The organism is Actinoallomurus sp. NPDC050550, from assembly GCF_040655075.1.
Taxonomy (GTDB): Bacteria; Actinomycetota; Actinomycetes; order Streptosporangiales; family Streptosporangiaceae; genus Actinoallomurus.
In genome coordinates this window covers 140,075-165,144 of the sequence record NZ_JBFAJC010000022.1, presented here as the reverse complement: position 1 = coordinate 165,144, position 25,070 = coordinate 140,075, and the positions used below count along the sequence as shown (strand labels likewise).

Sequence of the window (25,070 nt, the reverse complement as noted above, 5' to 3'; positions counted from 1 at the left end):
CCAAGTCCTGCGTCTGACTGGCCACGCACCCGATCCCCCGATTCGCGGTGAAACTGCCGAAATTTCTGCCAGCGATTCTGCCTGGAGCCCTCGCTGCTGTCTACGGACGATGCTCAAGGCGGTCAAGGTCGTGGTCACTCTCATCAGGTGAAGGAGTGCCCTCCAACGAGAGCCTGGAGCGCACCCTTGGCGGTGCACGTGTGTGGCCGGCCCGAAGCGCCGATTGGCACGCCGATGCCTGAACAGGGAGAACGGCTGCAACACCAACAACGATTACCAGTACTGGGGTCTTCCCAACGCCTGACGGCTCGGCAGCACAGCACCGGTCCCCGCTCCCCCGGCGAGGTGACCGTTGGTCCCGGAAGGTCGACGATGCCCGGCCGCGATCTCCTCGTATCGGGTCACTGAGGAGAAGTACCGCAACAGCGCCACCACCCGAAGGGGTTGTGACAGTTGCCCGATCGCATGCCATACCCAGTCGCGCAGTGCGTGTCGCTCCAACAGCTCCTGCGGATCGACCGAGTTCGCCACCGGCAGGCCGCCGGTCAGGATCGGGGTGGTGACACGCGGCCGCTTCCGGCAGACGTTGCGAACGATCATCTTCAGCCACGGCCCGATCGCAGCCGGATCGCGCAGGTCACCGATCCGCGCCAACGCGAGGATCGACGCGTCCTGGACCGCGTCCTCGCTCTCGTCCCGATCCCGCAGCACACTCAACGCCACGGCGAACATGCCGGCACGATGCCGGGCCAGCAGCGAACCCAGCGCGGCCGCATCACCGGCCTGAGCAAGCATCACCAGCTAACGGTCAACGGACCCGTCCAAGGTCAGCTGGGAGAACGCACGCACCCGGTCAGGGTGTCACACCCCCGGCGGGCTCAACCCTGCGTCTCGGCGTCGCCCGCGGCAGGGCGGTCGTCGGTCCCGTCGGGAGTCCAGCCGGCGGCCCAGCGCAGGGCACCGAGCAGGTGCTCGCGGAAGTCCGGCTCCGCGAAGGCCTCCGCGGGGTGGCCCAGCGCGGTGTAGAAGGTACGGCCGGCGCCGTACTCTCGGCACCAGACGAGCGGGTGGTCTGGTCCCATGTGACCGCCGCGATAGCTGCGCTCGTCGATCGTCGCCAGGACCCGGACCTGTGCGGGCCCGTCGCGGAAGTCGTACCACTCGTCGGTCCGGTGCCAGCGTTCCGGCAGGTGCGCCGTTGCCGGATGCGCCCGGTCGAGCACCCGTACCAGGCCCGGCTGCATCTCCGGATGCCCGTTGAAGCGGGCGCCGAGAAGCGCGCCGTATTCGGGCCAGTCGTACTCCGTGCAGGCGGCCGAATGGATCCCCAGGAATCCCCCGCCCTCGGCGACGTACGTCCGCAGCGCCTCTCGTCCCGCCGGCTCCAGGACGTCTCCGCTCGTGGAGAGGAAGACGACCGCGTCCCAGGCGGCCGGCCGCTCCGTGGTGAACGCCGCGGGGTCTTCGGTGGCGTGCACGGAGAAGCCGTGTCGCGCGCCCAGCTCACGGAAGGCCGCGACGCCCGCGGGGATGGAGTCGTGCCGGTAGGCCGTCGTCCGGGTGTACACGAGGATGCCTCGGCCGGTCATGAACCCTCCGCACACGATAGAAAACGTTTTCTATCGTCATGGTACGACCTGACGTAAGCCCCGGCAACAAACCGCCTTGCCCCTCTTGCCTTATCGGTGGCTGGTACCTACATTCAACAGCAATCGTTTTCTATACCCGCCGACAAACCCCCGCTATCAGGCGAGCCGCGACCACCTTCACCGACCGGCGTCCACGCGCTCAGAGCCGAGGAAACCGACCATGCCCCAGCCATGTCGGCCATCCCGAACCCCGCAAAGATCCCTCCGCGTGAAACAAGGAGCAGCCCGATGAACCCGACCAGGAGGCGTCTTCCCGTGGCCGTGGCGGCCCTCGCCGTCGGCGGCCTGCTCACGGCCTGCGGCACGTCCGGTTCGAAGGCGTCCGGCCCGGCCACCCTGGCCTACTGGGGCTGGGACCAAGGCCAGGCGGCCGCCGTGAAGGCCTTCAACGCCGGTCACAAGGACGTACAGATCAAGTACACGAAGATCACGGACGCCACGGCGCCGCAGCAGCTGACCAACGCGTTCAAGGCCGGCAACGCCCCCTGCCTGATGCAGAGCACCGCCGAGTACGTCACGACCTTCGTCTCACAGGGCATGCTGGCCGACATCAGCCAGTGGATCGCCCCGCACAAGGCGGAGTTCAATCCGGGCGCCTACGCCGGGACTCTCGTCCAGGGCAAGACCTACGGCGTCGCCACCAGTTCCTCGCCCGCCTTCACCATCTACCGCACCGACGTCTTCAAGAAGTACGGGCTCAAGCCGCCCGCCACCTGGGACGATGTGATCGCCGCCGGCAAGACGCTGAAGGCCCACGGCGTCAAGATCACCAACTACGCCGGCGAGGACCCCAGCACCCTGGAGACGCTCGCGATGCAGGCGGGTGCGCACTGGTACAGCATCGACGGCGACAAGTGGAAGGTGAACTTCCAGGACCCCGCCACCCTCAAGGCGGCCGCGGTGATCCAGCAGATCATCGACGACAACCTCAACTCCAGCCTGTCCTTCTCCGACTACGCCGCCGTACAGCGCAACTACGACAGCGGCGGAACGGTCACCCGCCAGATCTCCACCTGGCAGATGGCCGGCATGGTGAAGAACTTCACCAAGTCCCTGGGACAGTGGGCGATCGCGCCCTGGCCCACCTTCAACGGCGAAGCCCCCCGTACCCCGGCCGGGACGAACAAGAGCGGCGGGCTGAACGTCGTCACCTCGCAGTGCAAGGACCGCGCGCAGGCAGCGCAGGCGGCACTGTGGTTGTCGACCGACCCCGGAGCGGTCAAGATCATGGCCGACCCCGCCACGGGTGACGGTCTCATGCCCGCGGTGGCCGACTCCTCGCCCTTCATCGACAACGCGCTCCCCAAAACGTTGCTGGGCGGCAGCTACGACGCCTCGAAGAAGGTGGTCACCGACAGCTTCCCCCTCGTCGCCACGGACTGGACGTTCGGCCCGGACTGGACCGCGATGTACACCGAGATGGCCACCGGCTGGGCGAAGGTGATGACCAAGCAGCAGAAGGTCACCGATCTACTGGCCCATATGCAGCAGTGGACGGTGAACGACCTGAAGTCCCGCGGCATCAGCGTCGAGGGCTGAGGCGGCATGGTACGCGCGCAGCGTTGGAAGGGCGCCGGGTTCACGGCGCCCTTCCTGCTCGGCTTCGTCTTCCTGTACGTGGTGCCGATCGGCTACGCCATCGAACGCAGCCTGTTCACCGTCCGGCAGTCCGGGCTGGGCCTGAGCGGCAGCACGACGCGGTTCGCGGGCCTGCACAACTACCAGCGTGGGCTGTCCGACGCGACGTTCCTCGGCGCGGTGGGGCGAGTCTTCCTTTTCGCCTGCGTGCAGATTCCCGCGATGCTCATCATCAGCCTGCTGCTCGCCCTGCTCCTCGACCACCTGACCGGCCGTGTCGCCAATCGGTTCCGGATCGCGCTGCTGGTCCCGTACATGATCCCGGGCGTGGTCGCGGCGATCGTCTGGGTCAACCTCTACAGCCCGAACGTCGGCCCGCTCACCGCGCTCGGCAAGGCCTTCGGCTGGTCGTTGAACTTCTTCGCCCCGAGCATGGTCTGGCCCTCCATTGGCAACCTGCTCACCTGGCACGGCATCGGCTACAACATGCTGATCATCTATGCGGCGCTGCAGAGCGTGCCGCACGAGTTGTTCGACGCCGCCCGCGTCGACGGAGCGTCCGAGCTGCGGATCGCGCTCCGCATCAAGGTGCCGTACGTCCGCGGAGCCCTGGTGCTCACCGGCATGATCTCCATCATCGGCATGCTGCAGATCTTCAACGAGCCGATGCTGTTCCGGCACGTCACCCCGCAGACCGTCACCGACAGCTTCACCCCGATCATGGTCATCTACAACCAGGCGTTCAACGCCGGCAACTACAACTACGCCGCCGCGCTGTCGGTGCTGCTGGCCGTCCTGCTGGGCGCCGCGTCCTACGTCTTCTACCGGCTCACGACCCGGGAGGGCGCATGACAGCGGTGTCCGACGACACTCCGAAGGCCGAGCCGCGGCCTCGGCACGCCACGATCCGGCGGCGCACCCGTCCCGACAACGTGAGCCCGGCGGCGCGCCGCGCCGGTCACCGTTTCGTCCTGATCGGGCTGGTCCTGTTCGCCCTGTACAGCCTGTTCCCCGTCTACTGGCTGCTGGTGGCCGCCACCAAGGATCAGGCGGGCCTCTACCAGACGAACGGGCTGTGGTTCTCGGGCATGCACCTGTGGCAGAACATCCGCCAGGTGTTCGGCTACGACCACGGCATCTTCTGGCGCTGGATCGCCAACTCGTTCCTGTACGCGGGGGTCGGCTCCCTCGGCGGCACGCTGGTCGCGCTCGCCGCCGGCTACGGACTGGCCCGGTTCGACTTTCCCGGTCGCAAGGTCGTCTTCGCCTGCGTGGTGGGATCGTTCCTGGTCCCCACCGCGCTGCTCACCCTTCCGCTCTACCTGTTCTTCTCCTCCCTGGGGCTGGTGGACACCCCCTGGGGGATGCTGATCCCCTGCCTGATCAACCCGTTCAGCGTCTATCTGGCCAAGGTCTACACCGAGTCGGCGGTCCCGTACGAGCTGCTCGAGGCCGCCCGCCTGGACGGCGCGGGAGAGCTACGGATCTTCGTCAGCATCGTGCTGCGGCTGATGACCACCGGCGGCGCCACCGTGTTCCTGCTCGCCTTCGTGAACACCTGGAACAGCTTCTTCCTGCCGCTGACCGTGCTGCGCAGCGAGAACAACTGGACGCTCGCCCTGGGCCTGTACAACTGGAGCGGCAAGCGCGCCGAAACGGGCGTCGACCTCACCAGCCTGGTCCTGACCGGATGCCTGCTGTCCATCATCCCCATGGCCGTGATGATGGTGGCGATGCGCCGCTACTGGCGCTCCGGCGTGACGTTGGGAAGCCTGAAGTGACCGCGCGGCCCGCCGGCTCTAGAGACCGGAGGGCCGCCTTCTAGAGGGTGCGCAGCTCGAAGAGGTCGAAGTCGGCGGGGGTCCGGGTGCCGCCGAGGTCCTGGGCGCACACACCCACATGGGCGCCGGTGAAGCGGAGCCGGTCGCCGTAGTCGTCCGAGAGCCTGCTCGCGTCGAGGACCGGGCCCACCGGCCGCCAGTCGTCTCCGTCCGGCGAGGCGGAGAAGCGCAGCTCGGCGCCGTCGAAACGGGCGCGCAGGTGCACCAGCGGCCAGTCGGCGATCTCGAGGTCGTCGTCGGGGAGCTCGTGGTAGACGCCATCGTCGGTGAGGACGATCCCGAGGACGCGTCCGCGCCCCTCGGCGTGGGTCACCCGAAGGTAGTAGTGCGTGGTGGTGTCGTACCAGCAGATCAAGCCCGCCAGCTGGGAGAAATGCGAGGGACGGAAGTCCAGCACGGTCCGGGCCTCGCAGCGCACGGCGGTGAGGGGCGTGGCGACGAGGCTCTGCTCGAACAGGGAGTGGAGGCTCTGCCTGCCGCGCAGGCGCAGCCAGCCAGGACGTTCGGTGAGGCTCAGCCAGGACGCGTCGGCGGGCACCCGAAGCGTGCTCCACGTCGGGCCGAGCTCAGGAGCGTCGAAGTCGTCACGGCTCGGCCGCGCCGGCGGTGGCGCGACGGGCGCCGAGCGCGGTCCCGAAACCTCCAACCGCGGCCTGCCGCCGCCATCGGCGAGCGGTGGCGCGGCGGACGCCGAGCGCGGTCCCGGGACTTCCAACCGCGGCCCGCTGCCGCCGTCGGCGAGCCGCAGCCGGCCGTCGCTCGTCCACTCCACCCGTTGCAGGCAGGTCTCGCGCCCGAGGATGCAGCGAGGCCCATCGGGAGTGGCCACGGGCCGGGAGGCCAGGTGCGCGAGATACCACTCGCCGTCGGCGGTCTCCACGAGCTCGCCGTGCCCGGCCTTCTGCAGAGGGAAGCCGGGGGAATCGCGCGTGGTCAGCAGGGAACCACCGGGGTCGATCTCGTACGGACCGGTCAGGGAGCGGGAGCGGGCCATCAGGATGCCGTGGTTCCAGCCGGTGCCGCCTTCGGCGAGCATCAGGTGGTACCAGCCGTCGCGGCGGTAGAGGTTGGGCCCCTCGATGAGCTCGTCATGGCGCAGGACGTTGACCGGCTCCCCGACCAGGGCACGTTCGCCGTGGTCGTACTCCTGGAGGACGATCCCCGCGAAGGACGGGTGGCCCTCGCGGTGATCCCACTGCTGGTTCACCAGCCATTTGCGGCCGTCGTCGTCGTGGAACAGTGACGGGTCGAAGCCGGAGGAGTTGAGGAAGATCGGTTCCGACCAGGGGCCATCGATCGCGGGTGCGGTGATCAGCAGGTTGTCGACGTCCTTGAACGGGGAACCCACGGTCCGCACGATGCTGTAGACCAGCCAGAACCGGTCGTCGTGGTACGAGAGAGAAGGCGCCCAGACCCCGGCGGAGTCCGCCACGCCGCGCAGGTCGAGCAGGTCGGGTCGGTCGAGGATGTGGCCGGCGGGCTCCCAGCGGACGAGGTCGGCCGAGCGGTGGACCATGACGCCCGGATACCACTCGAAAGTGGACGTCGCGAGGAAGTACTCCGCGCCGACGCGCACGATGCTCGGGTCCGGATGGAAGCCGGGCAGTACGGGGTTCTGTATCCGGCCCGGGGTCATCGTGATCCTTCCGTACGTGCCGGCGATGGATGGAACGCGAGGACCTGTCGTCAGCTCCGCGCCGGCCCGACGGAGTCGCGGATGACGATGTGGGTCCCCATCTTCAGGTGCTGGCCGCCGCCGTGCTCGCTCCGGTTGAGGGCCATGCGGACCGCGGCGCGACCGAGCTCTTCGTGCGGTACGTGCACGGTCGTCAGCGCCGGGAAGAGGTCTTCGGCGAGGGGGATGTCGTCGTAGCCGACCACGGAGACGTCGTCCGGAACGCGGACTCCCGCCTCGCGCAGCGCGAACAGCACGCCGGCGGCGATCATGTCGGTCATGGCGAAGATCGCACTGAACTCGGCCTTCCGGCCGAGGAGGTCACGTGTCGCGCGGTATCCGAATTCGCGGGCGAAGGGGCCCTTGACCATCAGGTTCGGGTCCATGGAGAGGCCGCGGCCGCGCAGTGCGCGTTCGTAGCCGTGTACCCGCCCGGTCGAGGTCGGCAGGTCGTCGATCGTCCCGAGCAGCGCGATGCGTTCGTGACCGGCCGACAGCAGGTAGCTGGTCATCGCGAAGGCGCCGCCCTCGTTGTCGTACTCGACCACGGTCTGCGGGACGTCCTGGTTCAGCGCCGGCCGTCCGCACAGGACCAGGCGAGAACCGCTCCCGTCCAGGGCGTTGGCGAGCTTGGCCATGCGGTCCTGGTACTCCGGTGTCTCCGGAACACCGCCGACCAGGATCACCGCCTCCGCGCGCTGCTCTCGCATCAAGTTGATCAGGGCGAGCTCGCGATCGGGGTCGCCGTGGGTGGTGCAGACGAGGCACAGCCTGCCTTCGGCGGTGGCCTGCTCCTCCACGCCGCGGGCGATGTGCGCGAAGAACGGCCCGGTGACGTCGTTGACGACGAAGGCGACGGTGTTCGACGTGGCGGCGACCAGCGCGCGGGCGTTGGCGTTGACGACATAGTCGAGCTCACGCATCGCCCGCCGTACGCGGGCGCGGGTGGCCGCGGCGACCGGGTAGGTGCCGCCGATGACCCGGGACACGGTCGCCGGGGACACTCCCGCGCGGGCGGCCACCTCTTTGATCGTGCGGCGTTCGAGCGATGCGCCGTCGGCGGCCGAGCGTCTCGCCATCGATCCTCCCCGCCTGTCGACCTGTCCAAGGTCATGCTATTGGCTCCACCCCGCCTCCCGGATGGTCATGCCACGCGGTCCAGATCGATCTTGTTCACCTGGTGGCCGAGCGGCCGCCCGGCTGTGAGTCGTTCCAGCTCTTCGACCGCGCTCCGGCCCAGCCGTTCCAGCTCGTTGCCCATCGAGCCCGCGATGTGCGGGGTCAGGAAGACGTTGGACAGCTGGAACAGGGGCGAGTCGGCGGGCGGCGGCTCAGGGTCGGTCACGTCGAGGACCGCGCTGATCCGGCCCTTGACCAGCTCCGCGATCAGCGCGTCATGGTCGACGAGGGCGCCCCGCGCGGTGTTGATCAGCATGCTGCCGTCCGGGATCAGCGCCAGGCGTCGCCGGTCCAGCAGGCCGCGGGTCTGCGGGATGTCCGGCGCGTGCACGCTGATGATCGTGCTGGTGCGCAGCAGCTCGTCCAGTGGCAGGAGCTCCGCGCCGAGGCGGCCGGCCTCGGCGGCGTCCAGGTAGGGATCCGCGAGCGTCAGGGTCAGGTCGTGCGGCCGGAGCAGTTCGAGCACGCGGCGGCCGACCCTGGACGCCCCGATCAGGCCGACCCGGCGCCCGTAGTTTCCGACGGCGGGATCGTCTTCGGGACGGCGGTAGTCGGGGTCGGCGCGGTAGCGCTCCCGGGCCTCGAACACGCCCTTGCCGGCCATCAGGACCGCGGCCACGGTGTACTCGGCCACCGGCACGGCATTGGCCTGCGCCGCGCTGGAGACCAGGAGACCGCGTTCCCAGCAGGCGTCGCCGACCAGGTGGCGCACGCTGCCGGCGGCGTGCACCATGGCACGCAGCCGCGGGGCGGCCGCGAGGACGGCGTCGTCCAGCCGGGGAGCGCCCCATCCGGTGATCAGGATCTCGGTATCGGCGAGGGCCTGGACGATTTCCGGCTGATCGAACCGCTGAGCCACGAGTGAGGTGTCGATCTCCACCAGCTTCTCGAGGCGGCTCATGAGAGGCACCGGGAAGAGCTGGGACAAATACCGCGGGCGCATGGCGAACAGCGCTTTCGGCCGGTCGGCCATAGACCAACTCCCCATGATTAAATAGAAAACGATTTCTATCGTAGGGTAGCCCATCCGAGGGGTCAACCACTGATCGACGAACCCGGCAGATCGCACGTATGAGCAGCTCACGACGGGCATTTCGCAACCCTCACGAAACGTCGGCGCAACATCCCGGCCATCCACCCCTTGTGGCATCGCCCAGGCAGTCGTACATTCCGCAGTAAGCGTTTTCTATCGTCAGCACCCTTCCCCGCCCCAAGGCAGAGCCCCCCTCGGAGGTATCTGATGAGCGCCTTCATGTCCCGTCGCACGGCCCTGCGGACCGCTGGTGCCGCGGCTCTGGCGGGCCCTCTCATCGGCAGGACGGGCACCGCACGAGCGGCGGACGACGCGGCGGATGCCGCACTGGTCACCTACCCGGTTCCGAACGGGGCGCCGGTCAACGACGGCTTCATCGTGAAGGTCCGCACACCGCGGCGCCGCTGGCAGCGGCTGGGCGTGTACCTGGCCACGCTCAACCTGATCAACACCACCACCGGCGCCGGTCAGACGCAGAACTCCTCCATGGCGTACTTCGACTTCACCGGCTCCGTGGAGGTCTCGGTCACCTACACCAAGGGCCGGATCCACAGCGCCAGGATCCGGCCGGACTCCTACGGCATCGAGCCCAGGGTGCACGGCGACACCCTGACGTTCACCCTGACCGAGCCCCGCAACGTCGTCATCCAGGTCAATGACGACATCTTCGACTGCGTCCACCTGCTGACGAACACGGTCGAGACCGACGTTCCCCACCCCGACGACCCGAACGTCATCTACTTCGGCCCCGGCGTGCACACCACGACCGATGGCACCGTGACCGTCCCGAGCGGCTCGACGGTCTACCTCGCCGGCGGCGCCGTGCTGAAGTCACGGGTGGTGTTCTCGAACGTCCAGAACGCCAGGTTGATCGGACGCGGCGTCATCTGGGCGGCACCCGGGGGCGGCGTGACCGCCGAATACTCCTCCGACATCACCATCGACGGCGTCACCATGCTGGACCCGAACGGCTACGCCGTCACCGCCGGTCAGGTCACCGGGCTGACGATCCGGAACATGCGGGCGTTCAGCGTCAAGGGCAACGGGGACGGAATCGACCTGTTCAGCTGCCGCAACGCCGTGATCGACGGTGTCTTCATGCGCAATGCCGACGACTGCGTCGCCATCTACAACCACCGCTGGAACTACTACGGCGACAGCAGCGACATCACCGTCAAGAACTCCACTCTCTGGGCCGACGTCGCCCACCCGATCAACGTCGGCACACACGGCAACTCCGACAGCCCCGAGACGCTCTCCGACCTGACCTTCAGCAACATCGACATCCTCGACCACCGCGAGCCGCAGATGCTCTACCAGGGCTGCATCGCGCTCAACCCCGGGGACAGCAACCTCATCAAGAACGTGCGGTGCGAGGACATCCGGGTCGAGGACTTCCGCCAGGGCCAGCTGATCAACATGCGGATCATGTACAACACGAAGTACAACACCTCGCCGGGGCGGGGCATCGAGTCGGTGTACGTCAAGAACCTCCGCTACACCGGCACGCACGCCAACCCGTCCGTGCTGGTCGGCTACGACGACCAGCGCCTCATCAAGGACGTCACCTTCGAGAATCTCGTCGTCAACGGCACAGTGATCGCCGACAGCATGAAGAAGCCCAGCTGGTACCTGACGTCGGATTTCGTGCCGATGTACGCCAACGAGCACGTGACGGGCCTGAAGTTCATCACCACCGCCGAAGCCCAGGCGGCCGGCCGATGACCCGCGCGCTGAGCCGCCGCGGATTCCTCGGCGCGGCGTCCTCCCTGGCGCTCGCCACCCCGCTGTTTCCGCAGGAGCGGGCGCGCGCGGACGCGGGGACGCCCTTCGCCTTCGCCCACCCGGGGATCCTGCATCGGCAGGACGACCTGGACCGCATGAAGGCGGCCGTCGCGGCCCGCCGGGACCCCGTCTACTCCGGCTATCTGGCGCTGGCCGCGCATCCCCGCTCGTCCGCCGGCTACACCGTGCAGAACACGGGACAGATCACTTCCTGGGGCCGGGGCCCGACGAACCACATGAGCGAGGCGGTCGCCGACTCCGCCGCGGCCTACCAGAACGCGCTGATGTGGTGCGTCACCGGTGAGCGGGCCCACGCGGACAAGGCGCGCGACATCCTCAACGCCTGGTCGGCGTCGCTGCAGGCCATCACCGGAGCGGACGGTCAGCTCGGCGCCGGCCTGCAGGGCTTCAAGTTCGTCAACGCGGCGGAACTGCTGCGGCACGGCGGCTACGACGGCTGGCCGCAGGCGGACATCGTCCGATGCGAGAAGTCCTTCCTCGACGTCTGGTACCGGGCTGTCTCTGGCTACATGCTCTACGCCAACGGCAACTGGGACCTGACGGCCATGCAGACGATCCTCGCCATCGGCGTCTTCTGCGAGGACCGCACCCTGTTCGAGGACGCCCTGCGCTTCGCCGCCGCCGGAGCGGGCAACGGCAGCGTTCCCCACCGCGTCGTCACCGCCGACGGCCAGGGCCAGGAGAGCGGCCGCGACCAGGGGCATGAGCAACTGGCCGTCGGTCTGCTGGCCGACGTCGCACAGGTCGCCTGGAACCAGGGCGTCGACCTGTACGGGTACATGGGCGACCGGATCCTGGCGAACGTCGAGTACGCCGCGCGCTACAACCTCGGCCACGACGTGCCCTTCGTCCCGGACCTGGACCGGACCGGCAAGTACATCAAGCAGTCCGTTTCAGCGATCTCGCGGGGCAACCTGCCGCCGATCTACGAGATGGCCTACGCGCACTACCACGGTGTCCGCGGGCTGCCCACGCCGTACACCGAACAGGCGGTCTTCCGCGGCCCCGGCGGCGCCCGCGCGGTAGAGGGAAGCAACGACGACCTGCCAAGCTGGGGCACCCTGACGTTCGCGGGAACGGCCGCGCCGGCACCGCCCGCCGGCCCACCGGCCGCGCCCGCCGGACTGCACGCCGTGCCCGCGGAGAGCACCGTCACGATCTCCTGGCTCGCCGCCGCGTGGGCGGACACCTACACGGTGCTGAGGGCCGGCGCCCCGGGCGGACCGTACGAGCGGATCGCCGACGGGGTCGGGTCGACGTCGTACACGGACCGTCCACCGCACCACGGCCGGACGTACTACTACACCGTGTCCGCGGCGAACGCCTCCGGACGCGGCGCCGGCTCGGCCGTGATCGCCGCCTGCACCGGCCTGCCGGAACCGTGGACCGGCCGGGACGTCGGTGACGTCCGGACGCCGGGCAGCGCGGCCTTCGACGGCGAGCGGTTCACCGTGGAGGCCGGCGGCGCGGACATCGGGGGTACGGCCGACGCGTTCCACCTCGTCCATCTTCCGCTGCGCGGCGACGGCGTCGTCATGGCACGAGTCGTGTGGCCGCTGAGCTCGCAGTACTCCAAGGTGGGCGTGACGATGCGCGGCGCGTTGACGGCCGACGCGCCGCACGCCTCGATGCTGATCCAAGGCTTCCGCTCAGCACCTGGAGCGGTGTGTGGGCCGCCCGGACCTCGTCCCGCGGCCCGACGTCGGCCACCGGCAGCACGCCGGTGCCGCCGTCGCAGCAGCAGGCCATCACGACGGCGGCCGCCTTCCCGCTCTCGAACCTCGGCGCGCTCCCGGACTCCGCGACACCGCTGGCGGCGCCGTACGTGGAGGCGGCCGGCGACGGCTACCGGATGCGCATGCCGTACTGGGTACGGCTGGAACGCAGGCGGAACCGCTTCGTCGGGTCGATCTCCCCGGACGGCGCGGAGTGGACCGAAGTGGGCTCCACCGAGATCGACCTGGGCCCCGAGGTCCACGCCGGCCTGGTGCTGTGCTCCTGCCTCGGCGTCGACGAACCGTACGCCGAGACCGGAACGGCCGCGTTCGACAACGTCACCGTGACCGCCCGCGCCGATGGCGGCTGGACGACGCCTCGCCCCGCGTGCACGGCCACCGGCCTGCGGGCCGACGCCGGGCGCAGCGCGATCGAACTGACCTGGAGCGACCCGGATCTCGCCGCGACCTACACGGTTCTGCGCTCCACCAGCGCGAGCGGCCCCTACAAGCCGATCGCCACCGGAGTGGCACCCGTCGGCTTCGGCGCCCGCATCCGGTACATCGACGCCACCGGGAAGCCTGGAAACACGTATCGCTACGTCGTCGCCAAGACCAACTCCGGTGGCCGGGGGCCGCATTCGGCACCGGCGAGCGCGGTCATGCCGGCCCCGCCGGCACCCGTGATCACCGGCCCGGCCGTCGCGTACGCCGACCGGGATGAACCGTTCCGGTACCTGATCAGCGCCTCGTCCGACCCGGTGCTCTTCTCCGCCCGCGGTCTGCCCGACGGGCTCCGCCTGGACCGGCGCAGCGGCCTGATCTCCGGGGAGCCCGCCGAGACGGGTCGGTTCACGGTCGTGCTGACGGCGGCCAACGCCACGGCGTCCGTCTCCGCTCCCCTCCCCCTCACGGTCGGCACGCCACCGCCCGAACCCTGGTCGTACGGCGATGTCGGCGATGTCGTCCTCGACGAACGGCGGTCAGGCACCTTTGGCGTCGCCGCCGTTCACGCTCCGGGGATCACGACTCATGACGGCGGCGTCTTCACCGTGCGCGGCGCCGGTCCCGACCTCAACGTCAACGGCCAAGGCTGGACCGGGCAGTTCGCCCGCGTTCCCATCACCGGCGACCGCACGCTCACCGCTCGCGTCGTCTCCCGCACGGGGGCGGTGACGGCCGATCGCGTGGGCCTGCTCATGGCCAAGTCGACCTCGCCGTTCGACCAGGCGGCCGGAGCCGTCGTGAGCAGCACGGGGAGTGCCGAGGCCGGGACGCCGCAGCTCCTGCTGCGCAAGACCGTCGCCGGTGCCACCACCACGATCGCGGGCAGTGGGCCCGTCCGGCTTCCGCTCTGGCTGCGCCTGACACGGACCGGCACCACCTTCACCGCGGACGTCTCCTCCGACGGCCTGACCTGGACCCCCATCGGCCAGGGCACCATCCCCGCCTTCGGCGACGCCCCCTATTACGCCGGGCTCGTGGTGTGCTCCCACGATCCGGCCGCCCAGACGACGGCGCTCTTCGACCACGTGAGCGTCACGCAGACCACCTCCTGACCGAAAACGAGGTCCCCGCAGGGAAGGAGTTCCACCACGATGGACGGCAGGAACACGCACCGGATGAGCCGACGCGACCTGCTTCGCACAGCCGGCGGCGTCGCCGCGGCCGGCACGGCGGCGGCGCTCATCGGCGGCAGGGCGAGCGCCGCGCCCGCCACTTTCACCCACCCCGGCATGCTGCACAACGCGGGCGACATCAACCGCGCCAAGGTGCGGGTGAAAGCCGGAAACGACCCGTGGCTGTCGGGCTGGAACCGGCTGGTCGCCAACCCACACTCCGCCAGCACCTGGAAGCCCAACCCGCAGGCCACAATCATCCGCGGCGGCACCGGCCAGAACTACGGCATCCTCTACAACGACATCGCCGCCGCGTACCAGAACGCCCTGCGCTGGAACGTCGCCGGAACCACCGCCAACGGCGACTGCGCGCGCGACATCCTCAACGCCTGGTCCGCCAAGCTCACGACCGTCACCGGCGACGCCGACCGGTTCCTCGCCGCCGGGATCTACGGCTGGGAGTTCGCCAACGCCGCCGAGCTGATGCGCGGCTACAGCGGCTTCGACCTCGCCCGGTTCCAGAAGATGATGGTCAACGTCTTCTACCCGCTCAACAACCAGTTCCTCACCCAGCACAACGGCGCCTGCATCACCAACTACTGGGCGAACTGGGATCTGTGCAACGTCGCCTCGGTCCTCGCCATCGGCATCCTCACCGACAACGCGGCAAAGTTCGACCAGGCCGTCAACTACTTCAAGAGCGGCGCGGGAAACGGCTCCATCGCCCACGCCGTGCCCTTCCTCTACTCCAACGTGGGCGGGTACGACCTCGGCCAGTGGCAGGAGTCGGGCCGGGACCAGGGCCACACCATGATGGGCATGGGCCAGATGGGTGCCATCTGCGAGATGGCCTGGAACCAGGGCACCGACCTCTACAGCTACGACGGCCAGCGGTTCATGAAGGCCGCCCAGTACGTCGCCAAGTACAACACGGGCAACGACGTGCCATTCACCACCTACAACTGGGGCAGCGGCACCAACTGCGCCAAGCAGTCGCAGACCGTGATCTCCTCCGCCTCGCGCGGGCAGGTGCGGCCGGTGTGGGACATGATCTACTACCACTACGCCCGGCGCCTCTACCTGGACGTCCCGTACATCGGCACCATCGCCGGGAACGGACGCCCCGAAGGCGGAGGCGGCGACTACGGCTCTGACAGCGGAGGCTACGACCAGCTCGGCTTCGGCACCCTGATGTACGCCAAGTGAACGATCCCCGGCCGGCGAGCGGCCACGCTCGCCGGCCGGACGTCGTTCATCGAACGCGCCCGCCCGAAGACCGGCTGCCTCTCAGCAGGAGGCCGCCATGGTCGGTGGACGGGGCCCAGATGGCGTCTCCGGCGAAGCTGACGTCGTAGCCGAGGAGCCCGCCGAGGAGGCCGCCGCAGGTGGCCTTCCCCGCGGCATCGGTGACCATGTCGCAGGCCGTACGGCCGCCGGCGCTGAACTTCACGGCTCGGCCCGCGATCGGCCTCCCGGTCGCGGTGTCGGTGAGGGTCGCCGTCGCCGAACCGAGCGAGATGCCCCCGGCCCGCATCGTCGTGGCGTACGGCGTCGGCGGGCTCATCCTGAGGGAGGCCGCGACCTTGACCTCCCCGGAGGGGCTCGTGTTCGCGTCCGCCGACCAGAGGTACTCGACCGCCGAGTCGGCGTTTCCCTGCTGGTTGAGGCAGTCGGACCGGGGGTCGCTGATGTCTCGGGTGTTGTCGGTGACGTATCCGCCGAGCGGAGCGAAGATCGCGTCCGGCCAGCACAGGTACTTCACGGAGTCGGGCGCCGCCTGGGGATTGTCGGAGCCCGACAGCGCCACGGCCAGGCTCGGCGGCCCGCTGTTGACGTGACCGTCGACGACGACGGTGTCGCCCGGCGCCGTGCTGGTCTGCTCCATGCCGACGGTCGGCTCGAACGGCCCGTAGGGCGCGCCCGCCGTCCGCGGTTGGACGACGGGTCCGTCATCGGCGCCGATCGCGGTGTCCCACAGATACTGGATCTGGTACTTGTGCCGGGGCGTGTTGAAGTCGCTGATCGTCGTTGTGACGGTGACGCGCGAGTTCGCCACGGTATCGCCGGTGACCGAGACGTCCTGGCTCAGGACGAAGGCTCCGGCCTGCCAGCGGGTCGTCCTGGTGGTCCCCGTGGTCTGCTGGAAGCTCACCCGATCGTCGAGCGAGACCTCGTTCGCATGGGTGAGCATCCGGCCCTGTACGTAGTCCACGCCCGCGGTCACATCGCGGACGATCATGTAGCTCGTCCCGGGTGCTCCCTGGCCGAACAGCACGTCGCGGTCCGCGCCCGCAGGGTTGTTCGCGCCGGTCATGACCGTGAACTGGCCGACCCCGGCGCTGCTGCCCGCCGGGGTCTCATAGACCTGGAACACGCCGTTCCCGAACCCTCCGGCCGGGAGGGCGGACCCGGCGCGCCGCGCCAGCTCCTTCGACGTGCGCAGAACGCGTGACTTCACCTGCCTCGGCTGCGGCCTGCCCGCCGTCGCGGAGGGCCGTCCGCCCGCGGCATCGGCCGTGGAATGTACGACGACCGCGCTGGAACAGCCGAGGACGGCCACGACCGCCAGGCGCGGAAACCAGAGGCTTCGTCTCATCGTTTTCGTTCCTTCGCTGTCAGATCTCGATGGCGTCTACGTAGACGAGCCGGGTGCCCTGGTCGGACAGCCGCTCACGCTCCTCGACCACCAGCCGCATCTGCCGGCTGCCGCGGCCCGCGGGCAGCCTGATGTCGCTGCCCCACTGGCCGCCGGACGGCGCGAGGTCGACCTCTGAGTCCGTTCTCCAGCCCACAGCCCCGACCGGCTTCGGGTCGGCCACCTGAACCAGGACCTTCAGGTGCGATCTCTTGTCCGTGGCCGCCGTGTAGGTCGTGCCCGCGACGCCGACGTGAACGAGAGTCGCGTCAGAGGCGTTGAAGACCATCGACATGGTGCGGTCCGGGTTGAGCTGGGCGAACTGGGCCAGCACGACCGGTGATATCTCGAGGCCGCTCAAGGAGTTCGGCTGGAAACGCGCCAGCGCGAGCCGGACAAACGGGTTGTAGGAATTGTCCTGCGTCATCGTGATGTCGCAGTACCACATCTGCCGATCCTTGTCGTAAGCGACCGCGTGCGGCGCCACGGCGACCGTCTCGGTGAGCTCCTTGAGATGGTCCGACTCGGCCAGGCGATATCCCGGCTTCGCTCCATGTGCCAGCGGAAACTCGCTCATGCCGGGGGCGACCGTTGTCGGCGCGGAGGCGAATATCGGGTCCTGCCCGCGCAAGGTGACGTACGGCCGGAGCTTCGCCGGCAGATCGCCCTTTCCCTCGAACAGGACAACGCCCAGGATCTCGCCGTCGCCCGACGAGTACCACGGGCGGCGGAGATATACGCGCAGTCCGTTTCCGCGCCTGATGCTGGAGATCTTCGCGCTGTCGGCCGTCTTCTCCCAGCCGAAGGTGGGAACGATATAGGCGATGTCGGGAACCGACGGCCGCGCCGAGGATCGGACGTTCACCACGACCGGCTGCTGCGCCTCGGTGTTCGTCCTGGTCACCGAGCCCTCGACGAATTCGACCGCCACGGTGGCACCGTCGGCGATGGCCGATCCCTGGCCGGACCGGGCCAGCGTTCCGGCCGTGTGGTTCACGACGTAGTCCCCCACCACCTCGCTCGACGAGCTGAAGTCCTGCTTGAAGACCTTGTTGGTGAGGAGATCGGTGACGGTGAGGGTTCCGGGCGCGATGCCGCCCTTGGCCAGCGTGACCGGTGTGGTCCCCGACAGTGCGACCTCGGCCTTCTTCACGAAGAACTCCACGTAGCGCGACGAGGCGCTCGCGCCGAAGGTGACCTGGCGGTGGATGGTGTCGTGGAACTCGTGAAGGTCGTTGAGGGAGAGCCGGTCGCCTTCGGGATCGTCCGCCGCCGCCACGAGTTTCACGACGTGCGCGCTGCCCTTGCGCTGGGTCGGCTCGGGATTGCCGGGATCGTCGATCGGCTCGGTCCACGTCGCCTCGACGTCCACGTGGTGCGTGCTCGCCCGGTGGAACTTCAGCACGTCGATGATCCGTGCCGTGGTGTCTCCCGGCTGACGCACCGCCACCGGCTTGACGTAGGCGGGCGGTGCGATGGGCTGGATGACCGCGTGGGAGAGCCGCAGCGTCTTCGGCGGGGTCAGCTGCCAGAGCTGTCCCTGGGCGGCGAGCTTACGGAGGTCCTCAACGGTCCGTCCCCCGCTGGGCGTGTGCCCGCTCCGCACGAACCAGTTCCAGACCCCCAGCAGGTCCACGTCGGCGTCGTTCATCCGGCTGGAGTAGGCCACGTCGACGGTCTCGCCGGGAGGGACACGAACCGTCAGGACCCGGGAGACGCGATCGTAGTTCGGCTTTCCCGCGCCGTTGATCAGGCGGATCCGGAAGGCGTTGGGCCCTCCCAGCGGGAGGAGATTCGCGAAGTCGACGGAGAAGATCTCATCGGCGTCCGTTCCGGGGAGCCCGCGGAAGGCGACGCCGCGAGCGAGCACATCGGTGATGTAGGGGACCGCGAGCACCGGATCGGAGTGGTAATGGGTGTCGCCCCAGCCGTCCGGATCGGCGGTGCCGCCGGAGTTCAGCGATCTCCTGTCGCGTTCGGCGATATCGGAGTAGGCGGAGACGTCCATCCCGCCCGGGTTGAGGGGCGAGGCCGGCACGTCGTACAGGCCGTGGTGCTCCGCCATCAGCTGGCTCATCCTCGGCTGGGCGACGTGGCGCTGGCAGTCCCCCGTGGCCGGAGCGTTGTAGTTCCCCCTGATCACCATGAGCAGTGCCGACTCCCTCGTGGTCCGCGGAGCGGTCGGCAGGAGCACGGGTGCGGTGACCGCCTCGAACCTCAGGTACTCGACCACGGGAGAACCGGAGTCCGTGGCCGGGTCCTCCGGTCCTCGGCTGTTGCCGGTGATGTCCACGGTCCGCGCCCGGAACCGGTAACTCCGGCCATAGCGCAGCTTGGGGAGTCCGGTCGCGTGAAAGGAGGTCTTGAGCTTCACCGGACCGGTGGCGTCACTGTCGGGGCCGACCGTCACCTCTTTTCCGTTGATCATCTCCTGCGTGCTTCCCGGACGGTTGGTCACCAGGCTGTAGCCGCTCCAGTTGAACACCGACTCGTGCAGGTAGATCGTCGGATCATCGACCCGCTGGGTGTGCGCGAGATGGACGATGCCTTCGTCCTCTGCGGTGATCGCCATCCCGTTGACGTCGTAGGTCCCCTTGCGGCGGCACAGGCTGTACCAGCGTTTGGACGTGTCGTCCCAGACGTCGACCCGAACGCCGTAGGTGAGGTCCTCGGCGGAGAAGGGGTCCGTGGCGAGCCTGGTGAGGTTCGCCGCCCTCGTCGTGGTCTTCGTCAGCGTCTGGTGGAGCTGCTTGGCACGGCCGAACTGAACGACGGAGAAGCCGCTGCTGCGCAGGGCCGGCACCGGCGCGGGCTCCCCGCCGGAATCGCCGCCGCCGTTGGCATGCGGTCGGGCGGCGGTCGTCGCCTTGTGTGCTTTTTTGAGCCCGAATATCGGGGCCGTATTCCGGGTGTTGAGGGTGGTGCTGAACGTCGTCAGCAGGGCGGCGGCCGAATCGGCCTCGACCTCGATGACGCCGTATTGATCGGTGTTGAGCGCGAGGAAGCCGTCCTTCGTGGTCGTGCCCGAGGGCTTCGCCGCGAACGCGGTCTTGGTCAGCGTCGCGGCCACCACGGGGTAGATCGCGTCGTAGGACGCGGCCCCCGGCCAGTCGACCTCCAGGGTGAGGTTGACCGGGTCGCTGGGGATGGGAATCCCGATCGCGGCCGGGTCTACGGCGAGGTCGACGATCAGACCGAGCGAGCGCTGCAGCATCGGGTACTGCGCGAACGAGCTCAACGCCACGTGAAAGTCCAGGTCGCCGGGATTCTGGATGATATTCATGTGGGCGGCAAGGCTATGGGTCTTCGGCGCGGGATTGGTGTTGTCTTTCCTGTTGTGGAACAGCTCGGCGAGGAGAAAGTTGATCTCCGCCGCGGAGAACCCCGGCAGCGCACCTCCCAAGAAAAATCCCTTGGCCAGTTCGGTGTTGATCGCCTCGATGGCTTTCAGTCGCCGCCCCGGGGACATGTAGATGTCGGTGATGGCTTCGTCTTCCGCGAGGTGTTTCCGGGCGGAGTCGCCCCCCTCGCTCGGAAAGTAGTCGTTGACGGTCGCCGGCGCCGTCGGATTGAACGCCATCGTCAGGGTGTGCTCGGAATAGGCCATGGACCGGGCCGCGACGCTCGGCCAGGAACGAATGGGCGGAACGCCCGTGGCCGCCAGCGGGACGGGCCGTGCCGCGACCGGGGTGTCCTTGGTGAAGAGCCGCTGCCACAGATCCAGCCGAGGGGCCGGGCTGGTGATGGTGGCGGGCACCTTCTTGCCGCTCTGGAAGGTCACCGAGTACGCCGGCTTGACCTGGGGCCAGGTCAGCCAGTCGGTGAAACCGCTCAGCGTCGTGGCACCCGACAGACGGGGGGCGACGAGAACGGATATCCGCAGCATGCCGTTGGCATAGCCGTTCGGCACGGGCGTCCACACGATTTGCGACGCGGCCATTTCACAACTCCTCGCGGATCAACGTCAGCCGGCGAATGAGGCGCAGTAGAGAGCCCAGTCGTCCCTACTCATCAGATCGCCGAAGGTATGGCTGCGATCCGTGAGAGCACGGGCCGACGCGTGCGCGGCGACGGTGCTCGGCGAACTGCCGCCGCCGAAGACCTTGGTGAATTCGATCCCCACGCTCACATGCCAGAACGTGATGTCGATGGAGACGGTCAGGTGCGCGTGGAACCAGACGGAACCGACTCCGTCCACGTTGACGTACTCGATGTCGGCGTAGAGCTCCGCGGTGATGTTGATCAGGCCGAGGACGCTCAGGCGGCCGGTGGCCCGCATGTAACCGCCCAGGTGAACCTCGGAGTAGGTTCCTACCTGGGGCGCTTCCCTCTCCTTGACCTGCATGCTGAAGAAGACACCGAACTCGATGAGGAGCCGGCCGCAGGCGACGACGAGGTCGAGGGACACATTGCCGATGACCTCAATCGACGCTTCGAGCTTCTCCAGCCTTCTCGTGCTGGCCTCCAGGAGGAAGTGCCCGCCGCCGCCGAGACCGTAGACGCTGACCTTGAACTTGTCGGAAGGGGCCCCGAAGCCGAGCGAGGCCCGCAACGGACCGCCCTTCCCCGTCACGCTGCCCGCTACCGGCCCGCCCAGTGCGAACGGCTGGAAGGGGAGGATCACGCCGACATCGACGTGGACTCCTTCGAGCGTGAAGAGCCCCAGCGCGAGATCGGGGAAGTTGAGGGAGACACCGACCCCGATCTTGGTCATGTCGAAATCGGTTATCTTGAAGCCGAGTCCGAACTTCTTCCTGGCGGCGAGGCGCGCCCCGGTCTTCCTGACGGCAAGGCGCGCACCGGCACGTGCGGCCGAATCAGAGCCTGAGGGCGCCAGGCCGATGAGCTTCATCAGTCCGCTCAGGAAATCCAACGGCGCGGAGAGCTCGATGGACTTGATGTCCGGATCACATTTCGCACCGGGACCGAGCTGGTAAGAGAATACGAACTTGTTGAACGTAACGACGATAGGGGTCAGATCGATCTTAAAATCCGAAACGGTCGCGTCGACCTTGGCGATCGCCTTGTCGACCGTGTCGGCGTCTTTGTTATCGAAAAGGATCTGATTGGTGACGACCAGCGAGACCCTTGTCAGCACGCCGCCGCTGGGCCCCGTTATCGACTTGAAGGGAGGCGGCGGTTTCGCCGTCACCGTCTCTTCGAACGTCATGGTGATCGTCTGGCCGACCGGCGCATAGCCGCGATGCACATGGCCGTCCGCATCCTTTGGATAATCAAAGACCTTACGTATTCTAGGTCCGTGGTCCTTGATGTTGCCGTCATCGAAAAGCAGGCCCAGGGCAATCTCACCGAACAACCCCGCCTGCGATACGACGTCCTTTAGGTTGGGCGGGAAGAACTGATCGAACTTTATCTTTCCGCTGTCCCGGACGGTGTCGATCGAGTCTTGCGGCCCGGCGACCGGGCCGGACAACGCGGATAGAGCGCCGATCATCAGATGTGGGGTGGCGACGCCGCCGGCATTGAGGCTGTTCTCGACCGAACGCCGGACCGGCTTGTCGTCGCTCCGGTCCCCCCGGCTCAACCGGTCGAGGGCGGCGACCGAGTCCTGCACCCGCACGAAGATCTGCGGGTCGTTTCCGGCGGCGACCAGCGCCTTGTTGAACCCGAAGTCGTGTTCGAGGTATTTCGGATCCGGCATGAGGAACACCGGGCCGCCCGTGCCGATGACGGCGTCGACGGCCGGGACCTGGGCCTCGGCGGCGAGCAGCCTCGGGTAGAACACCGGCGAATCGACGTGGGCGTGGTCCTTGCCGTCCGAGGGCCGGCCGGGTTCAAGCGGGGGGAGCACGGTGCCCTGCGGCCCTTCGACGCCCCAGTACCAGCGGACCGTCGGGAAGCTCGCCGTCCCCGCCGTCTCCTCCTTCGCGTAGGCCACGGTCTGGCCGCGCAGGTCGATCACCCGCCGGGCGTCCACCTCCGGCCCGACGATGTCGGCGTAGGTGCCGAACTTGCCGAGCACGCTCTTGAACAGGGGGTCGTCGGTGTTCCGGGCGGGATCCGCAGGCATGAACGCCATCGGCGAGGTGAACTCGATCCGCCGACCGGTCACGTCGGTGGCCACGAAGGCGAAGACCACGTCGGAGTGGCCTCCGCCGGGCTTGAGGGCGTTGATGTCCTGGATCCAGAACGCCGGCGACGTCGCGTCGGGCGGCCCGCCCAGGAGCGGGTCGAGCTTCTCCGGCAGATCCGGAAGCGTGGTGTTCTTAATGGTGATGTCGGTGAACGGGAACGCGCGCCCACCCCAGTTCTGGAACGGCGCCGCATAGGTCTTGACGCGCTCGGTGATCCGGATGAACAGGCGTTGCTTCAGGTAGGCGACCCCGGTGGCCGCGTCGACCTCCCGCTTGGTCTCGGAGATCAACTCCGCCCGATGCCCGAACGGAAACAGGAAGCCGTACTCCTCGACGACGACCTTGTTGTCGCGGCCCAGCCAGGAATGATGCTCCCAGCGCTTGAGCTCGAACCCGACCGTCGGGATCCATTGGACGTCGAAGTCCAGCGTGGCGCCCACCGCGCTGAGCGCGAGCAGGTTGGCGTTGATCCGCTTGTACGCGCCGAGCGTCGGATTGCCGGCCAACTGGACGATCTGTGTGGGCGGATCGACGAAATGCGGCGGAAGCAGGTCGCGGTAGACCGAGGCCTCGTCCCCGACCGGCTGGTCGCGGTATACGGCGCGCAGCTTCGGAACGGCGATGTCGGCCGGCGCCGGGACGCCGATCGACTCCTGAGGTCTCCCCTTCGGGCCGCGCGGCGACAGCCGTGTGTGCCATAGCTCCGTCCGGTCGCCCCGGATGACAGGCGTGGCGGAATGCGCCCAGGTGGACGTCGGCTCGGGGGACTCCCACCCGGGAGTGAGGTGCAGCCAGTCGACCAGCAACAGGTCGGTGTGCAAATCATCGGGAGGCGATCCGTTGGGCAGCCCGGTGGGAACCTGCATGATCCACTGCCACCACTGCAGCAGGCCTTCCTCGGTATAGGGAAGGAGCTTGACCGTCTCCGGCACGACGAACACGATCCGGCTGGGGCCGACCCCCTTGCTGCGTACTGAGCCAGGCGTCGGGTGCGGATCGCTCGCGTCCTCCAGGATGGTCTGCTCCATCACGTGCTGTGATTCGAAGCGGACCACGGCGTAGGCGAGGATCGAGGAGTCCACGCGGCGCAACTGCGGCGGGTCGGTGTCGAACGTCGGCGCCAGGTTGTAGAAGTCGAAGTCGAGTACGAGCATGTCCTGCGGACGGACCAGGTGCAGGGTCGCCGTTGGCGCGCCGGCCGTCCCGGCCGTCAGCGCCCGCGGAAGCAGTCGTGGGCCATCGCCCGAACCGAGCCCGACGACCATGATCGCGCCGCCGGCCGACAGCAATACCGTGCGCCTGGATACAGAACGCCCCAGGGGAGATCGGCCGGAGTCCGCCTGCTCAGACATTGACCGTCCTCCTCTTTGAGGACGCATGCCAAAAGACCATCGAAAGCGACTCCCCCCGGCCCCGTGAGTCAAACCCGTATGTCAGGCCATAATTTGAACCCTTGACTCTGATCCGGACAAGACTCAGCGGAATTTGTTGCCACATCCGGCCAGCGCGACGGATTCGAGTGATCATCGCAACGGCGACAGACAGTCATCGTGCCAGAGCCTGACCGAAGATCTCGGCAGGGACGCGCCATCGAGAGCCGCGCGGAGGCTACGACCGTTACTTGAGGGTTCGACCGCGACGTCCAGGCGATCTGTCGGCGAAAGTCCCAAATTGCACTTCAATGGAAGACTTGAAGGCAGGGATCTGATCGACCTCTGCATCGAAAGGGACGTACGCCGTGACGAAGGACGAGATCATCGAGTTCGTGGCCGGCCTGCCGGGGACCGTCGGCATGACCGCGAGCGAGGACAACGGAGCGCCGGAGGCCGCCTGGGGGGATTCCTTCTTCTACTACGACCCGTCCGGCGACGTGCCCACCGACCGCCAGCCCTTCGCGACGGTCGTGGTCAAGGACTACGACGGGTTCGATTCCGCGTCCGACCTGAACCGCGACGGCGTGTTCCGGGTCAACATGGCGGTCGGCCGTAAGAGGTTCGAAGAGCTGATCGGCCACCCGCCCGCGGCGCACGCCGACCACCACGGCGACTTCGACTACACGGCGACCGACCGGCTCCTCCCCCACCCGGTCTACGCCACTCAGGGCTGGGTCTGCGTCCTCAACCCGAGCGCCGCGACCTGCGAGCAGACGCGCTCCCTCCTGAACGAGGCTCACGCCCTGGACGCCGAACGGTTCGACCGGCGGAACCGCCACCGGGCGTAGCCCCTCGCCCGCCGTACAGGGGAC

At 68.2% G+C, this 25,070-nt stretch carries 16 protein-coding genes; 8 read left to right on the top strand and 8 right to left on the bottom strand.

Features of this window, described 5'->3' with window-relative positions; all coding sequences use genetic code 11:
* Window positions 1-273: 273 nt before the first annotated feature.
* Entirely contained in the window at window positions 274-795 is a 522-nt protein-coding gene (locus AB0I04_RS28565; protein ID WP_360890860.1) for an RNA polymerase sigma factor, read from the bottom strand.
* Window positions 796-878: 83 nt separating this feature from the next.
* Window positions 879-1,589: a ThuA domain-containing protein gene (locus AB0I04_RS28560; protein ID WP_360890821.1), complete on the bottom strand. Its 711-nt coding sequence runs from the start codon at window positions 1,587-1,589 to the stop codon at window positions 879-881.
* 288 nt (window positions 1,590-1,877) lie between these two features.
* Here AB0I04_RS28560 and AB0I04_RS28555 point away from each other — a divergent pair, with 288 nt between their 5' ends.
* From AB0I04_RS28555 to AB0I04_RS28545, 3 genes are read left to right on the top strand one after another with little or no spacing between them, the layout of a single operon-like run.
* Window positions 1,878-3,188: an extracellular solute-binding protein gene (locus AB0I04_RS28555; RefSeq protein WP_360890818.1), complete on the top strand. Its 1,311-nt coding sequence runs from the start codon at window positions 1,878-1,880 to the stop codon at window positions 3,186-3,188.
* Window positions 3,189-3,194: 6 nt separating this feature from the next.
* Window positions 3,195-4,079, top strand: a complete 885-nt coding sequence (locus AB0I04_RS28550) for a sugar ABC transporter permease (RefSeq protein ID WP_360890815.1) — start codon at window positions 3,195-3,197, stop codon at window positions 4,077-4,079.
* On the top strand, window positions 4,076-5,008 hold the full coding sequence (locus AB0I04_RS28545; protein ID WP_360890813.1) for a carbohydrate ABC transporter permease: 933 nt from the start codon (window positions 4,076-4,078) through the stop codon (window positions 5,006-5,008). The genes AB0I04_RS28550 and AB0I04_RS28545 overlap by 4 nt, the downstream gene beginning before the upstream one ends.
* Before the next feature lie 40 nt (window positions 5,009-5,048).
* On the opposite strand, the gene AB0I04_RS28540 is transcribed toward AB0I04_RS28545, so the two are convergent.
* The 3 genes from AB0I04_RS28540 to AB0I04_RS28530 all read right to left on the bottom strand — a co-directional run bounded on the left by AB0I04_RS28540 (window position 5,049) and on the right by AB0I04_RS28530 (window position 8,910).
* Complete coding sequence (locus AB0I04_RS28540; RefSeq protein WP_360890810.1) at window positions 5,049-6,704, bottom strand: glycoside hydrolase family 43 protein; 1,656 nt, start codon at window positions 6,702-6,704, stop codon at window positions 5,049-5,051.
* A 50-nt stretch (window positions 6,705-6,754) separates the two neighbouring features.
* Entirely contained in the window at window positions 6,755-7,822 is a 1,068-nt protein-coding gene (locus AB0I04_RS28535) for a LacI family DNA-binding transcriptional regulator (protein ID WP_360890806.1), read from the bottom strand.
* 65 nt (window positions 7,823-7,887) lie between these two features.
* A complete protein-coding gene (locus AB0I04_RS28530; RefSeq protein WP_360890803.1) occupies window positions 7,888-8,910 on the bottom strand; it encodes a hydroxyacid dehydrogenase in 1,023 nt (340 codons plus the stop codon).
* Window positions 8,911-9,174: 264 nt separating this feature from the next.
* Here AB0I04_RS28530 and AB0I04_RS28525 point away from each other — a divergent pair, with 264 nt between their 5' ends.
* From AB0I04_RS28525 to AB0I04_RS28510, 4 genes are all read left to right on the top strand, one after another.
* On the top strand, window positions 9,175-10,680 hold the full coding sequence (locus AB0I04_RS28525) for a glycosyl hydrolase family 28 protein (RefSeq protein ID WP_360890800.1): 1,506 nt from the start codon (window positions 9,175-9,177) through the stop codon (window positions 10,678-10,680).
* Window positions 10,677-12,824 (top strand): alginate lyase family protein, encoded by a 2,148-nt coding sequence (locus tag AB0I04_RS28520; RefSeq protein ID WP_360890797.1) that lies wholly within the window; start codon window positions 10,677-10,679, stop codon window positions 12,822-12,824. The genes AB0I04_RS28525 and AB0I04_RS28520 overlap by 4 nt, the downstream gene beginning before the upstream one ends.
* A gap of 314 nt (window positions 12,825-13,138) precedes the next feature.
* Window positions 13,139-14,035 (top strand): putative Ig domain-containing protein, encoded by an 897-nt coding sequence (locus AB0I04_RS28515; protein ID WP_360890857.1) that lies wholly within the window; start codon window positions 13,139-13,141, stop codon window positions 14,033-14,035.
* Window positions 14,036-14,074: 39 nt separating this feature from the next.
* The gene (locus AB0I04_RS28510) at window positions 14,075-15,301 is read left to right on the top strand and encodes an alginate lyase family protein (RefSeq protein WP_360890794.1); all 1,227 of its coding nucleotides are present in this window, start codon (window positions 14,075-14,077) and stop codon (window positions 15,299-15,301) included.
* Between the two features lie 46 nt (window positions 15,302-15,347).
* On the opposite strand, the gene AB0I04_RS28505 is transcribed toward AB0I04_RS28510, so the two are convergent.
* From AB0I04_RS28505 to AB0I04_RS28495, 3 genes are read right to left on the bottom strand one after another with little or no spacing between them, the layout of a single operon-like run.
* Entirely contained in the window at window positions 15,348-16,691 is a 1,344-nt protein-coding gene (locus AB0I04_RS28505; protein ID WP_360890791.1) for a hypothetical protein, read from the bottom strand.
* 19 nt (window positions 16,692-16,710) lie between these two features.
* Window positions 16,711-20,670, bottom strand: a complete 3,960-nt coding sequence (locus tag AB0I04_RS28500; protein WP_360890789.1) for a hypothetical protein — start codon at window positions 20,668-20,670, stop codon at window positions 16,711-16,713.
* A 24-nt stretch (window positions 20,671-20,694) separates the two neighbouring features.
* Complete coding sequence (locus tag AB0I04_RS28495; protein WP_360890786.1) at window positions 20,695-23,265, bottom strand: hypothetical protein; 2,571 nt, start codon at window positions 23,263-23,265, stop codon at window positions 20,695-20,697.
* 1,298 nt (window positions 23,266-24,563) lie between these two features.
* On the opposite strand from AB0I04_RS28495, the gene AB0I04_RS28490 reads away from it, so the two are divergent.
* Window positions 24,564-25,046: a DUF6194 family protein gene (locus AB0I04_RS28490; protein WP_360890783.1), complete on the top strand. Its 483-nt coding sequence runs from the start codon at window positions 24,564-24,566 to the stop codon at window positions 25,044-25,046.
* Window positions 25,047-25,070: the final 24 nt, after the last annotated feature.